Here is a 13117-nt window from a genome sequence, read left to right as displayed (position 1 = left end):
ATACGCTGTGCAGCTTTTACGCAACGCGCTTGGAGTGATTTGTGATCGTGATAACAAAATATTCACAAATAACGAACATTAGCGTGATTATTCAACGTATTAATCATTTTTCTCGCCATTTTTCGCTGCGGCACGCATTTTTGCTTTATCCCTACGGGTAACTTTGGCTACTATTAAGTTATTAACAAAATCGGGCTTTGCGGGGCGGGCGCCCCCATAACGAGCGCCGTAACAACGAACACCTTGATAGCTAAGGCCAAACTTATGCATGAATCGTTAACCATCGCCCTGCTGCAGGCGCGTGAAACCGCCATGGGGTTCTTCCGCCCGATCCTGAAAAGCCACAATTTGACCGAACAGCAGTGGCGCATCATCCGCGTGCTGGCCAACAGCCGCTCGATCGAATTCCACGAGCTGGCGGCGGAAACCTGCATCCTGCGCCCCAGCCTGACCGGCATTCTCTCGCGCATGGAGCGTGACAAGCTGATCTTCCGCCTCAAGCCGGTCAACGATCAGCGCAAGCTGTACGTGTCGCTGACCCAGCAGGGCCAGGATCTGTATGAAGTGGCGCGCCACCAGGTGGAACAGGGCTACGCCGAGATTGAAGCCGCCTTTTCGCGGCAGAAAATGGACCAGCTGATGGCGCTGCTGGACGAGCTGATCACCCTGGGCGACAGCCTGCCCGCCAACGTCACCGCGCATCCCACTAAGAAGTGATTTAACCAACCGGAATTCTCAAATTAATTGGCGTTGCAGCCAACAACGCTGCAGCGTCAGGTAAGCAGAGAATTCGTTTCCGGCAGCAGCGCGCCGCCGTCCACCACCAGCGTCTGCCCGGTGATGTAGGCCGCCGCCGGCGAGGCGAGAAACACCATCGCCGCGGCGATGTCTTCCGGTTCCCCCAGCCGCCCGAGCGGCACCGAGGCGGCGATCGCCTGATTCACCTGCGCGTCGCCCAGGTTGGCCATCGCCGGCGTGCGGATCATCCCCGGCTCCACGCCGTTGACGCGAATTTTCTCCGCCGCCAGCTCCAGCGCCGCCGCGCGAATAAACCCGTTCACCCCGGCCTTGGAGGCAGCGTAGTGCGCCAGCCCCGGGTAGGCCACCCGCGGGCCGGTCACCGACGAAGTCACCAGAAGGCAGCCGCCGCCCCGGCGGCGCATCCACGGCAGCGCCGCCTGCGCCAGAAAGAACGGCGCCATCAGATTGACGCTCAGCGTGCGTTGCAGCAGGGCCGCGTCGATAGCGGCGAACGGCGTCAGCGGAAAGTAAGCGGCGTTGTGGATCACCACGTCCAGCCGTTGATGCCGCTCGCCCACCATCGCCACCAGCTCGGCGACCTGCCCCGGTTCGGCCAGATCGCAGGCCAGCGCCTGCACGCTCAGCCCTTCGTCCCGCAGCGCCTGCGCCGCCGCCTGCGCCTGCGGCAGCTGCACGTCCGCGATCGTCACCTCGGCGCCCAGGCGGGCAAAGGCGCTGACGATCGCCAGCCCAATGCCCTGCGCGCCGCCGGTCACCAGCACCGCCTGCCCCGCGAAGGCGTCGGCCGCATAGGTTGCGCTCATCGCCCTATCCTCGCGGGTGGCGCGTGGTGTTCAGCACCTGCGCATGGGCACCGACCGCAAAGTTGCTCAGCGCACTGAAATCGCTGCCCTGATAACCGAGGATCTTGCCGTCGGTGCGCATGCCCTGCAGATCGATCATCACCACGCCCAGCGTCGGGATGATCTTCTCGCGCCAGACGAACAGATAAAGCTGCTCAGCCACCTTCACGTAGTGGCAGCGATCGACGTCCGCCAGCCCTTTCTCCACCCCGTCCAGACACTGCCAGGCGTAGAAGTTATCGTTCAGGTAGATGTGCTCGTACCGCTCGGTCGGGCTGTAGGTGTACATGTTGCGCATGCCGATCAGCTCATCGGTAAAGCCCGGCGGCGCCACGTCGGCGTCGTCCAGCGTACCGAAGCGGAATTCGGCCCCGACCGCGGTCAGCGGCAGCCCCTGCTCCACCCGGCTGAAGGCATCGAGCCGCGCCTGCGCTTCGTCCGGCAGCTGGCCGTATACCGCGGTGAAGTTGCCCTGATTGCGGTCGCATACCAGCGTAATGCTGGCGTTGGCGCGGGCGGGATCGAGAAAATCGATAAACAGCACGCCGGGGCGAATGCTGGTGGCGCGATAGGCGACGCCGCGCCGTTCGCCCCACTCCAGTGTCTGCTCGTCGGTAAACCGGCAGCGCTGCGTCGCGCCGTCGCTAAAGCGCAGCGTCAGCGTGGCGCCCGCCAACCCGTGCTGCCGTTCCAGCGTATTGCTGTGCGGCGCAAAGCCTTCCGCCAGCGCGCCAACCTGAATGAATACCGCTTCTGAACTCATGGAAATGCTCCTTACAGGGAAGTGAAAGCCAGGGTCGGCACGTCAACGATGGTGGAGCCGCCGTCGGCCACCAGCGCCGCGCCGGTAATGATTGAAGCTTCGCTGGAACACAGGAAACGGCAGACGCGGGCGATCTCCTCGGCGCTGGCCGGGCGGCGCAGCGGCACGTCGCGGCAGACCATCTGGTAAGCCTGCTCCAGCGAAATCTGATGGGCGTCCATCAGCAGTTGCATCTCTTCGTCCGCCATCGGCGTGGTCACCCAGCCGGGGCATACCGCGTTGGCGCGCACGCCCAGCGGGCCATAGTCGCGGGCGATGGAGCGCATCAGCCCGATCAGCGCGTGCTTGGCGGTGACGTAGCCGCAGACCTCCGGCCCGGCGGCCAGCGAGGCGATCGAGGCCACGAACAGCAGGTTTCCGCCGCTTTTAATCAGCTCCGGCAGGCAGGCGCGCGCGCTGGCGAAGGCGCTGTTGAGGTTGCTGTCCATCGCCCCTTGCCACTGCGCGTCGGTCATCTCGGTGATGCGCTTGAAGCCCATGCCGCCGGCGCTGCCGATCAGGCAGTCGATGCGCCCGGCGTCGCGCAGAATGGCCGGCAGCAGCGCGTGGTTCCAGCTCTCGCCGCTGGCGGCATCGCCCACCAGCGCCTGCGCGCCGATCTCTTGCGCCAGCGCCGCCAGCGGTTCCGGGCGGCGGCCGATGATGAACACCCGATCGCCCTGCGCCGCCAGCAGACGGGCGCAGGCGGCGCCGACGCCGGTGCCGCCGCCGGTAATCACAACCACTCTATTCATGATTCAGCTTCTCCATCAGTTGGCCGATCATCAGCAGGCTGCTCAACAGCAGCCGCCGCTGTTCGGCATCCAGCCGCAGGTAGCGGCGGCCGGCCGGCAAACGGCTGACCACCTCCGACGCGGCAAAATGCTCGATATCCACCTGCCAGCGCCCGTCGTTCACCGTCAGCCGCACGCGGCGAAAATCCAGCTGCGCCAGCGTCTCGCCGATCTGCGGGTAGCGCTGCAGGCCGTCCAGTACCCGCTGCGCGGCCGCGTGGCGCTGGCGCAGCAGATAACGCACCCCGCGCCGCCGCAGCCAGCCGCCGGTCACCACGTCCAGCGTCAACGGAAGCTGCATCGCGCACGCGCCCTGCAACCGAAAGCGGTGGCTGACGATATGCGCCATAAACAGCCCCTGGACCTGTTCGCCGATCTCGATCTGCGGCCCCTGCGGCAGCGTCAGCCGCAGCAGGCCCGGTGCCAGGCGTTCGCACGCGTAGGGTTCCAGGTTGCGCGCCAGACGATCCAGCGCGGCGCCCGGCCGATAGCCCGACGGCGCTCGCCGCCAGGCGCGATTAAGTGAGGGAAGTAAGCCGATCAAACTGCGCCTCCTCGTTTTCACCTTTGGCGAACGCGTTCTCCAGCACCTGCTCTACCGGCACCGGCTTGAACGGATTCACTTTTTGCACGCACAGCGTCCAGAACAGCGCATAGGCGGCGGTCAGGCCGATCATCCAGCCAAAGGGAATGTAGATGTCGCTCGGGTTCATTCCCGGCGGCGTGATGTAAACGATGGCCAGCACGATGCCGACGCTGGAAACGATCTGCGGCAGCGGGAACCACGGCGATTTATAGGCGCGCGGCAGATCGGGGCGGCGCACGCGCAGGATCACCACCGAGCAGGTCACCAGCAGGTAGGCCACGCCCCAGGCGCACACCGCCGCCAGCACCAGCGGAATGATCCTGTCGAGGTTGCCCTGAATGGCGAAGGCGTGTACGCAGGGGATCAACACCGCCACCAGAATGCCGACCACCGGCGTCTTAAAACGCGGGTGCAGATAGGCGAACATGCGCGGCAGCGCGCCGTCCAGCGCCATGCCGTACAGAATGCGCGGCACCGCCGCCATCAGCGTATTGATGGTCGCCGCGCCGGCCAACAGCAGGCCGACGCCGAGCCAATATTTGCCGAACTGGCCCATCACCTGGCCGGCGAACGCCGGGATGGCCATCGGCGTTTCCAGCAGGCGCGCGCCGCTGGCGGCGTCGATCACCACGTTTTCCACCTGGTGGCTGAGCGCCGCGCCATACAGCGCCATGCACACCGCCACGCCGCACAGCCCCAGCGCCATCGCGCGCGGGATCACCCGATCGCAGCGTTTGATCTCCGGCGCCATCGGCGTCACCAGCTCACAGCCGACGAACATGAACATCGCCATGCCGATCAGGCTGAATACCGCGAAGGGATCGTTCAGGCTCAGCGTGCTGCCGAACCAGCCCTCGAGCGGCACCGCATGCGGCGACAGCAGCCCGACGATGCCGAAAATCACCAGCGTGCTCCACATGGCGAAGGTCAGCACGATCTCCGCCTTGCCGAAGGCCTCGATGCCGAACGCGTTGAGCAGGCCGAACACGATGACCAGCCCGACGCCGACCATCCAGGAGGCGTTGTGGCTTTCCATCAGGGTGTTGAGGTGCTCGAAGTTCACCAGCGCCATGATGCCGGAGAGAATGGTCTCGGCGGTGCCGGCGAAGATGTGCACGATCAGGTAGGCCGACAGCGCGCCGGTGATGGCGAAAAAGCGTCCCATGCCGCAGGAGATGTAGTCGTAAACCGAACCGGAGGTCGGCAGCAGCGCCGCCGCTTCGGAGAAGGTGGTGAGCTGCGCCTGCATCATGATGAAGGCGATCAGCATCGCCAGCGCGAAGGTGTCGCCGCCGATGCCGAAGCCGCTGGTGACCGTCAGGATCACCGGGCTGGCCATGATCACCCCGACCGAACTGGCCAGGGTGGTGGGAAAGCCGACCTTGCCTCGAGCCAGGTGGGCGTGCAACCGCGACGACAGGTTCATGGTTATTTCCTCTTATAGTTTTGGCCTGATGCATGCAGGTGCTTGCAGGTTTTTCACCGCCAGCGGCGGTCATCTCACTATAGAGAGGAAAGGAAAATGCTGACTATCGTCCTTAAGGACGAGACGCTTTCAACCTGCGGCCGCGCTCACGGCGGCGCGCCACCGCATCGCTCCCTGCGGGCTGCGCGGGTAGGCACGCAGCGGCGCCAGCAGCGCGGAAAAGAAGGCGTAATAGCCGGCGCACAGCCGGTTGTAACGATCTTCGCCCACATGCGCCGGGCAGCCGCCCTGGCAGACGCTTTTCACGCTGCAGCGTTGGCACTCGCGGCGCAGGCTCTTGTTTTTACCGAACGGCATCTCCGCCGCCCTTGCCGCCAGGGTGGCGAGCGGCGTGTGGCGATCGGCATGGCCGAGCAGGTGCTGCGCGTTGATCAGATGATCGCAGGCGTAAAGCCGCCCGTCCGGCTCCATCACCAGATTGCCGCCGCAGCGTTCGGCGTGTACGCAGCTGGGGCTGACGTGGGTGAAATACTGCGCGTAGACCTGTTCGATGTTCATCACAAACACCTGGCCGACGTGCCCGCGGCTGCGCCAGCGGCGGTATACCGCCAGCATGAAGCGCCCCCAGTTGGCGGCGCTCAGCCCATAGCCGGCGGTGGGCGCATCCCCTTCCAGCATCAGCGGCTGGAACTGCAGATAGCGCGCCCCGATCGCCACCGCATGATCGTAGATCGCCTCGGCGCGATCCGCGACGCCGTCGTGCACCACCATCAGCAGGTTGAAATCGATCTGATGGCGCTGCAACAGCTTAATGCCGCACAGCGCCGCGTCATAGCTGGCGCCGCCGCGCTTGTCCGGCCGGTGGGCGTCCTGCACCTCGCGATCGCCGTCCAGGCTGACGCCGAGGATAAAGTGATGCTGCCGGAACAGCCGGCACCAGGCGTCGTTCAGCAGGGTGCCGTTGGTCTGCAGGCTGTTGCTGATCCGCACGCCCGGCGGCGCGTAGCGGCGTTGCAACGCCAGCGCCCGCTTGTAAAAACCGATCCCCGCCAGCAGCGGCTCACCGCCCTGCCAGACGAAGTTGATCTCGCGGCTGTAACGCGGCTGGGCGGCGATGTAGCCGCGGATAAATTCCGCCAGCAGGTCGTCGTCCATCTTGCGCGTCCGCTCCTGCTGGCGCTGCGGATAGTAGCAGTAGCGGCAGCCCAGGTTGCAGCCGGCGCCGATCGGCTTCACCAACAGATGAAAAGGCGCCGCCGCGCGCGGTTCGCTCTCTACCGGGATCTGCTGCGCGCGCAGCTGGGCCAGGTTCATGGCGCCGCCTGCGGCAACGGTTTGTGAGTCAACGGATCCAGGCCGATGTAGTCGCCGGTGCTGGCGTCGACGCCGAGGTAGTCGATCGCTGCGCCTTTGGCTTCAATGACCATGCCCTGCTGCGCAAAGCGGCGATACGCCTCGCTCAGCCGTTTGACTCTCTCCGGGTTGGCGGCGGCCAGATCGCGCGTTTCCAGCGGATCGTCATGCAGGTTGAACAGCCCCCACGGCGCCATCTGCGCCGTCGGCCCGGCCTTCACCAACCGCCGCAGCTTCCAGACGCCGTCCACATAGGCGGCCTGGTTATGCAGCTCCACGCCGTAGGTCGCGCGCGGCACGCGGTCAGCCTCGCCGCTGAAATAGCGTTTGAAGCTGACGCCGACCATCGGCAGCGTCGGTTTGGCCTTCAGCGGTTTGTTGGCGTCGATGCCGGCATAGTCATACAGCGTCGGTGCGATGTCATACACCGCCATCGGCGTGCGGTCGATGCCGCCGCGCCCCTTCAGCCGCGGCGCGGAGATGATGAAATCGGTATTGATGCCGCCCTGCGCGCTGGTGGTTTTGTGGTAATTGGCGTACGGCGCGTTACTGACGTTGGCCCAGTGCGGCCCGTAGGAGATGAACGAGCCCTTGCGGCCGAGGTTGGCGTAGCTGTTGTCGAACTGCCGCCAATACTCCGGCTTCGAGCCGTAGTAAAAGCCGCTGGCGGGGTTGGCGCCGTTGTCGGTGGCGAACACGATCACCGTATTTTGGTCGCGGCCGGTCTGCTTCAGGGTGTTCAGCACCGCGCCGACCTGATCGTCCATGTAAGCGATCATCGCCGCGTACACCTGCATGGTCTTGGCTTCATATTTTTGCTGCTCGGGCGTCAGCGCGTTCCAGGCCTTATCCAGCGCCAGCGTCGGCATCGGCGTACGCTCGGAAATCAGCCCCAGCGCTTTCAGGCGCTGAATGCGCTGCTGATAGGCCTGCTGGTAACCGGCGTCGTATTTGCCGTCGAATTTGGCGATCCAGTCATCCGGCGCCTGCAATGGATCGTGCGGCGCGGTGAACGCCAGATAGGCGAAGACGGGCTTATTCTGCGGCGTATCGCGGATCCACTGTTCCAGCTGATCGGCATAGGCCTTGCTGGAGTAGAAATCTTTAGGCAACGACACGCGTTTGCCGTTCAGGGTGTAGAAGGTGTGGAACGCCTCCACGGTGCCCAGCGGTTTCGCATCGTCGAAATGGCTGGTGCCGCCGCCCATAAAGGCGAAGGCGCGCTCGAAGCCGCGATCGGTCGGTTTGGCGCCGTCGACATAGCCCAGGTGCCATTTGCCCGCCATCATGGTGGCGTAACCCGCGTCGCGAAAACGCTCCGGCAGCGTGGTCACGCGGTCGGTCAGGCGCATTTCATAGCCCGGCTGCGCGGCGGTGCTCTCATACCACCACATGCCGCCCATGCCGGCCTGCTGATTGGTGTTGCCGGTCATCAGCATCGACCGTGCCGGCGCCGACATCGGCGAGGTGTAGTACTGGCTCATGCGCACGCCCCGTTCGGCCAACGCCTGCAAGTTGGGCGTCGGTATCTCACCGCCGAACGGGCTGATGTCGGAGTAGCCCATGTCGTCCACCAGAATGATCAGCACATTGGGGCGATCGGCGTCTGCCCCCTGCGCCAGGCCCGATAAGGCGCCGCTCAACGCCACCGCCAACGTTTTTTTCTGCATCGTTCGTTCCCCGTATGGTCATGCGGACTGAACAACCCGACGCCTCAGCCCGAGAAAGGTCATCATTTTTTCGTCTTATACGTTTGGCGCCGCCTGGCGCTATCTTCAATTCGCAGTGTAGGAAGCGGCGGAAAAACCTGGCTATCGTTCTTAAGAACGAGGGACGACGGCGACGGCATCGGCTGTAGCACGCGCAGGGCGGCGAGGGCTTCGTCCGGGCAAACATTGAAAAGCGCTGTAAATTCAGCGGGAAAAGCGGTGAATTATTTCATTAACCTATTAATGAAAATCGCGATAAATCCGAACCGAAAAGCCCTGATTAACGCAGTGTCATCTTGTTATTTATGTGTTTTATTGCAATCGGCCTCACGTTGTTAATATGTTTTTATTGTGTTGCCAAATTGCTACAACTATGCTTGTATCGTTCATATATTGACCGCCAACCTTCTCCAGATTGAACGATAAAGGGAGGAACACGAATCATGCACAGCACAGCATCCGATGCCTTTATCAACAGTTGTTTGGCGACCATCACGCACCTGATCCCGGTGTCCGCCGGGGTGTTTTATCTGGTCGATCGCGACCTGCGGCCGGATCACTACATCCTGTATGGCATGCCCGATAAAACGCATCAGCAGTATCTGAACCACTTCCAACAGATAGACCCGCTGCAGCCGGCCAATTTCCATCGCCAGGACATCACCATGGTCGGCATGAGCCCGGCGGCGATCGCCGGCAACCGCCGCTATTACCACGACTTTATGCTGCCGAACGACATGCGCGACATGACGGAGATCTTCATCCGCCAGCGCAAGCGCATCGTCGCCGGGGTATCGCTGATCCGCGATACGCCGTTTACCGAAGTGGAGCGCGGCCGCCTGCGCGCGGTGCTGCCGCTGATCGAGCTGGCGACGCGCGATCTGCTGCCCGACGGCGAGGCGCAGATGCTGACCGCCAAAGAGCAAGAGATCGTCAACCTGGTGCGCGAAGGCGCCAGCAATAAGCGCATCGCCCTGAAGCTGGGCATTTCGCTGTCCACGGTGAAAACCCATATGCGCAATATATTCGCCAAAACCGACGTGGTGAACCGCACCGAGCTGGTCGCCGGCGGCTTTCTCGCCCACGGTTAACGCCCGATAACGGCCGCCGCTGCCGACGGCCGGAAAATAACGCCAAAACGTATTCGCCATTTATGGCGCGGCCTCCCCCTGCCCGCAATCGGGCCGGGCGGGATATTTCATCGTCACTTAACGCTTGGGGAATAAGGTTTATGTCCAGTGATTCGGTTTCCGCGCCCGCCGTCGGCGCGGCGCTCCCCTGCCCGCCGCGGCTGCTGACCGCCATTATCGTCTTCGCCGCCATCGCGCCGGGCATTCTGATGACCGCCCCCGCCGTGGCCGCCCAGCTCGCCGCGCAGTGGCAGCTCGGCCCGGCGCAGATCGGCCACCTGTTCTCCACCGAACTCGGCGCCATGAGCCTGGCCACGCTGCCGGCGTGGTGGTGGATCGGGCGCATCAACTGGCGGCGGGTCGCTACGCTGTCGGCGCTGGTGTTTATCGCCGGCAACCTGGCTTCGGCGCTGGCGCAGGATTTTACCCTGCTGCTGCCGCTGCGCTTTATCGCCTCGCTGGCGGGCGGCACCCTGATGATCCTGTGCATCACCTGCGCCGCCGGCACCGCCAATCCAAGCCGGGTCTATGCCTTCTGGGTGCTCGGCCAGCTGGTGCTGGGCGCGGTCGGGCTGCTGGTGCTGCCGCCGCTGTTCGCGCACTTCGGCCTGATGGCGGTCTACCTGATTCTGGCGGCCATCATGCTGTGCTGCCTGCCGCTCATCCCGGCGTTCCCCAACGGTTTCACCGCTGCCCGCGCCGCCCGCAGCGGCCCCGCCGCCTCGCTGGCGCGCAAGCTGTGCGCCGTGCTGGCGGTGCTGACCTTTTACATCAGCCTGAGCGCGGTCTGGACCTTTATCGGCGGCATCGCCGCCGGCGCCGGGCTGTCGCCGGCCCACAGCGGCCAGGTGCTGGCCGTCGCCACCTTGCTCGGCATCGTCGGCGCGGGGGCCGCGGCGCTGATCGGCGCACGCTTCGGCGGCGGGCGCCCGATCGTACTGGGGTACGCCCTGCTGCTGGCCAGCGTGGCGCTGCTGACGGGCCAGCCCCTGCTGCTGCGCTTCGCCCTGGCGGCCCTGCTGTTCAAATTCACCTGGACCTTCGTGCTGCCGTTCATTCTGGCGCGCGTCGCCGGGTTGGATAACGACGGCAAGCTGATGAACGGCATCAACCTGGTGATCGGCGGCGGCATGGCCATCGGCCCGACGCTGGCCGGCTCTCTGATCGAATCTTCCGGCGGTTTCAACGCCTTGCTGTTCGGCGCGCTGGGCTGCGCGCTGCTGTCGCTGCTGTTGATTTCGCTGGCTTCACCGCGCGCACCGCGCCGTATAACAGGAGGAGAAAGGTGAAAAGAACAACCGGTTTCTTGTTTGATGAACGCTGTTTCTGGCACAGCACCGGCCTGCACGCCACCACCCTGCCGGTCGGCGGCTGGGTACAACCGCCCTCGGGCGCCGGCCACGCCGAGTCGCCGGAAACCAAACGGCGCATGAAGAACCTGATGGACGTGTCCGGCCTGTCGCGCCAGCTCACCCTGCTGAGCGCCGAACCGGCGACGGAAGAAGACCTGCTGCGCATTCACCCCGCCCACTACCTGCAGCGTTTCAAACAGGTGAGCGACAGCGGCGGCGGCCTGCTGGGGGAGGAAGCGCCGCTGGGGCCGGGCAGCTATGAAATTGCCAAACTCTCCGCCGGGCTGGCCTGCGCGGCGGTGGAGGCGGTGCTGCAGGGCGAGCTGGATAACGCCTATGCGCTGTCGCGCCCGCCGGGCCACCACTGCCTGCCGGATCAATCGATGGGTTTCTGCTTCCTGGCCAATATTCCCATCGCCATCGAGCGCGCCAAGGCCCGCTACGGCCTCGGCAAGGTGGCGGTACTCGACTGGGACGTGCACCACGGCAACGGCACCCAGCACATCTATTGGCAGCGCGGCGACGTGCTGACGCTGTCGCTGCATCAGGACGGCTGCTTCCCGGCGGGCTATTCCGGCGAACGGGATCGCGGCGAAGGCGCCGGGGCGGGCTGCAACGTTAACGTGCCGATGCTGGCCGGCGCCGGCGACGACGGCTACCTGCACGCCATGCGGCGCATCATCATCCCGGCACTGGAAAAATTCGAGCCGGAGCTGATCATCGTCGCCTGCGGTTACGACGCCAACGCCCTCGATCCGCTGGCGCGCATGCAGCTGCACAGCGACAGCTTCCGCGCCATGACCGCGCTGGTGCAGGACGCCGCCGACCGGCTGTGCGGCGGTAAACTGGTGATGGTGCACGAAGGCGGCTACGCCGAATCCTACGTGCCGTTCTGCGGGCTGGCGGTAATGGAACAGCTGAGCGGCGTGCGCACTGAAGTGCAGGATCCGTTGCTGGCGTTCATCCAGCAACAGCAGCCGCGCGACGCCTTTAATCGCTTCCAGCGCGAAGCGCTCGACGAACTGGCGCGCCAGTTCGGCCTGTAATCCCCTCTCTGCGGGCGCCGCACCCGGCGCCCCTGACAACTTCGTCGCCAGCCGCTACGCTGAAGGGCAACCCTACCACCATGAGAACAATAAGATGCCCGAACAAACCGTCAGCTTTATCAAAGGCCGTCACGGCGACATCGCCGTGCATGATTGGGGAAATGACCAGCCGCGCTATCTGGCGCTGCTGATACACGGCTACGGCGAGCATCTCGGCCGTTACCAATACGTGGCACGCACGCTGCAGGCGCAGGGCGCGCGGGTGTTTGGCCCCGACCATCTCGGCCACGGCCTGTCGCAGGGCGAACGCGTGCTGATCGAGGATTATGACGCCGTGGTCGACGACGTGCAGCGCGTGGTCAGCCATTTCCGGCAGCAATACCCCACCTTGCCGCTGGTGGTGATCGGCCACTCGATGGGCGGTATGATCGCTACCCGCTACGTGCAGCGCTATGGCGAGGAGGTGCGCGCGCTGGTGCTGTCCGGCCCGCTGCTTGGCGACAGAACGGCGATCTCCGATCTGGCCGAACTGCCGACGATCCCCGACGCGCCGCTGGATACCGCTACCCTGGCGCGCGATCCGGCGGTTGGCGCGGCGTATCAGGAAGATCCGCTGGTGTGGCACGGGCCGTTCAAGCGCCCCACCCTGCGCGCCATGCAGCGGATCCTCGCCGCCATCAACGCCGGGCCGGGCTTCGGCGCGCTGCCCACGCTGTGGATCCACGGCGACGATGATCGGCTGGTGCTGATGAGCGAAACGCAAACCGCGCTCGATCGTCTGCGCGGCGACGATTTCGAACGGATGATCAATGCGGGCGGGCGGCACGAGAGCTTTAACGAAACCAATAAGGATCGGATCCTCAAGCGGGTGACCGATTTTATTGCGCGGGCGTTAGGCTAAGGCGCTCCCCCTCAGCGGGCCGAGGGGGGCATGACGGCGTCAGCCCTCGACGATGGCGAGGTAGTGTTTGACGAAGCGATCCGAGGTGATGTCCCAGCGCACCGGGGTGCCTTTCTCAACGAACCAGGAATCGCCGGCCTGATACTGCACCGATTCGCCGGTGCGTTCGTTGGTCAGGGTCGCGCTGCCTTCCCACACCGTGGCGTGCTCGGCGAACGGATACTCCATCACGAAGCTGCCGCGGGTGCAGCTGAACACGCCGCAGTTCAGGTTGTCGGTCGGCTCGCCGAAGATGCTGGCCACGCCGACGGTCGGCGTGCCGGCGATCACCGTGGCGCCCAGGTTGCTGACGCTGCCGATCTCCAGCAGTTCCGGCAGCGGTTGTTTAAGCAGTAACGGTTTCATGTCATTCTC

The 13117-nt window shown here is 64.6% G+C and carries 13 protein-coding genes; 5 read left to right on the top strand and 8 right to left on the bottom strand.

The genetic code is table 11. The features are described 5' to 3' along the window. The first annotated feature begins 264 nt into the window (after nt 1-264). Nucleotides 265-717 carry a homoprotocatechuate degradation operon regulator HpaR gene (hpaR, locus tag ABTW55_RS07860; RefSeq protein ID WP_047569450.1) on the top strand — a complete coding sequence of 151 codons (453 nt, stop codon included), beginning with the start codon at nt 265-267 and terminating at the stop codon, nt 715-717. 56 nt (nt 718-773) lie between these two features. Here the strand turns inward: hpaR and ABTW55_RS07855 are convergent, their stop codons facing one another. The 7 genes from ABTW55_RS07855 to ABTW55_RS07825 form a co-directional block, all read right to left on the bottom strand. Beyond that, nucleotides 774-1565: an SDR family oxidoreductase gene (locus ABTW55_RS07855; RefSeq protein ID WP_060422562.1), complete on the bottom strand. Its 792-nt coding sequence runs from the start codon at nt 1563-1565 to the stop codon at nt 774-776. Nucleotides 1566-1569: 4 nt separating this feature from the next. After that, the gene (locus ABTW55_RS07850) at nt 1570-2367 is read right to left on the bottom strand and encodes a molybdenum cofactor biosynthesis F family protein (RefSeq protein ID WP_060422565.1); all 798 of its coding nucleotides are present in this window, start codon (nt 2365-2367) and stop codon (nt 1570-1572) included. A gap of 11 nt (nt 2368-2378) precedes the next feature. Further along, nucleotides 2379-3161: an SDR family NAD(P)-dependent oxidoreductase gene (locus tag ABTW55_RS07845; RefSeq protein WP_033636968.1), complete on the bottom strand. Its 783-nt coding sequence runs from the start codon at nt 3159-3161 to the stop codon at nt 2379-2381. Beyond that, on the bottom strand, nt 3154-3744 hold the full coding sequence (locus ABTW55_RS07840) for a DUF3156 family protein (protein ID WP_060422568.1): 591 nt from the start codon (nt 3742-3744) through the stop codon (nt 3154-3156). The genes ABTW55_RS07845 and ABTW55_RS07840 overlap by 8 nt, the downstream gene beginning before the upstream one ends. Continuing rightward, complete coding sequence (locus tag ABTW55_RS07835; RefSeq protein ID WP_033636966.1) at nt 3719-5212, bottom strand: APC family permease; 1494 nt, start codon at nt 5210-5212, stop codon at nt 3719-3721. Before ABTW55_RS07835 ends, ABTW55_RS07840 begins: the two co-directional genes overlap by 26 nt. Nucleotides 5213-5341: 129 nt before the next feature. Further along, on the bottom strand, nt 5342-6526 hold the full coding sequence (locus ABTW55_RS07830) for an anaerobic sulfatase maturase (protein ID WP_060422570.1): 1185 nt from the start codon (nt 6524-6526) through the stop codon (nt 5342-5344). Then, nucleotides 6523-8235 carry an arylsulfatase gene (locus ABTW55_RS07825; RefSeq protein ID WP_049194545.1) on the bottom strand — a complete coding sequence of 571 codons (1713 nt, stop codon included), beginning with the start codon at nt 8233-8235 and terminating at the stop codon, nt 6523-6525. The genes ABTW55_RS07830 and ABTW55_RS07825 overlap by 4 nt, the downstream gene beginning before the upstream one ends. A 482-nt stretch (nt 8236-8717) precedes the next feature. Between ABTW55_RS07825 and ABTW55_RS07820 the strand changes: the two genes are divergently transcribed. The 4 genes from ABTW55_RS07820 to ABTW55_RS07805 all read left to right on the top strand — a co-directional run bounded on the left by ABTW55_RS07820 (nt 8718) and on the right by ABTW55_RS07805 (nt 12703). Continuing rightward, complete coding sequence (locus tag ABTW55_RS07820) at nt 8718-9365, top strand: LuxR family transcriptional regulator (protein ID WP_033636963.1); 648 nt, start codon at nt 8718-8720, stop codon at nt 9363-9365. A gap of 140 nt (nt 9366-9505) precedes the next feature. Then, on the top strand, nt 9506-10693 hold the full coding sequence (locus tag ABTW55_RS07815; protein ID WP_060422573.1) for an MFS transporter: 1188 nt from the start codon (nt 9506-9508) through the stop codon (nt 10691-10693). Beyond that, nucleotides 10690-11802 (top strand): class II histone deacetylase, encoded by a 1113-nt coding sequence (locus ABTW55_RS07810; protein WP_033648541.1) that lies wholly within the window; start codon nt 10690-10692, stop codon nt 11800-11802. Before ABTW55_RS07815 ends, ABTW55_RS07810 begins: the two co-directional genes overlap by 4 nt. Before the next feature lie 94 nt (nt 11803-11896). Continuing rightward, nucleotides 11897-12703 (top strand): alpha/beta hydrolase, encoded by an 807-nt coding sequence (locus ABTW55_RS07805; RefSeq protein WP_041037782.1) that lies wholly within the window; start codon nt 11897-11899, stop codon nt 12701-12703. Nucleotides 12704-12742: 39 nt separating this feature from the next. Here the strand turns inward: ABTW55_RS07805 and ABTW55_RS07800 are convergent, their stop codons facing one another. After that, nucleotides 12743-13108, bottom strand: coding sequence for a cupin domain-containing protein (locus ABTW55_RS07800; RefSeq protein WP_019454941.1), 366 nt, complete (start codon nt 13106-13108; stop codon nt 12743-12745). Nucleotides 13109-13117: the final 9 nt, after the last annotated feature.

Origin of the sequence: Serratia sp. SM04, assembly GCF_040280225.1 — a bacterium.
Classification (GTDB): domain Bacteria; phylum Pseudomonadota; class Gammaproteobacteria; order Enterobacterales; family Enterobacteriaceae; genus Serratia; species Serratia sarumanii.
This window is presented reverse-complemented; position numbering and strand designations above follow the sequence as displayed.